Origin of the sequence: Streptomyces sp. CB02980 (assembly GCF_014451325.2) — a bacterium.
Lineage (GTDB): Bacteria > Actinomycetota > Actinomycetes > Streptomycetales > Streptomycetaceae > Streptomyces.
The window spans coordinates 1-501 of record NZ_JACSCH020000086.1 but is presented as its reverse complement, the minus strand read 5'-3'; the positions used below and the strand labels follow the sequence as shown (position 1 = coordinate 501).

Genomic DNA, 501 nt, shown 5'->3' with positions numbered 1-501 from the left:
GGCCTGATCCGCGCTGGGCGGGCTGGGGGGCGGGCGTTTGCGGAGCGGCGGCTGCGGCGTTGCGGGTCTCGTGCATGATCAGCAGGCCGTTGAGCACCATCAGTGTCGCGGTCAGGCCGTGGACGCCGAGCGCGGTGGCCACGGAGCCGTGGTGGGCCAGTACGTTGGTCATGTCGCCGTAGGCGGCGAGTGCTTCTACCAGCAGCACCCAGCCCAGCGCCCGGCGGTGGCCCGTCACCAGCAGGATGCCCAGGACCAGGGCCAGGACGACGTCGCGGATGCCCTTGATGATCAGGAAGCCGTCGCCGTCGCCGGGCGGCCGGCTCGGCAGGCCGTAGCCCGGTGCCGTCGTCTGCGGGCTCAGGATGTACTCCGTCCCGAACCAGAGGATGAAGAGGATGAAGACGGCGGCCAGGACGGTGTTGATCTTCTTCAGTGACATGGTGCTTCTCCTTGCGAGTCGTCGTCGGCGTGGGTGAGGTTCGTGGAACGTGCCGAGGC

The 501-nt window shown here is 69.1% G+C and carries 1 protein-coding gene; it reads right to left on the bottom strand.

Going from position 1 to position 501, the window contains the following annotated elements; genetic code table 11:
- Positions 1-442, bottom strand: a 442-nt coding sequence (locus E0F75_RS39870) for a DUF4267 domain-containing protein (RefSeq protein ID WP_229315934.1), incomplete at its 3' end; no start/stop codon positions are given.
- Positions 443-501: the final 59 nt, after the last annotated feature.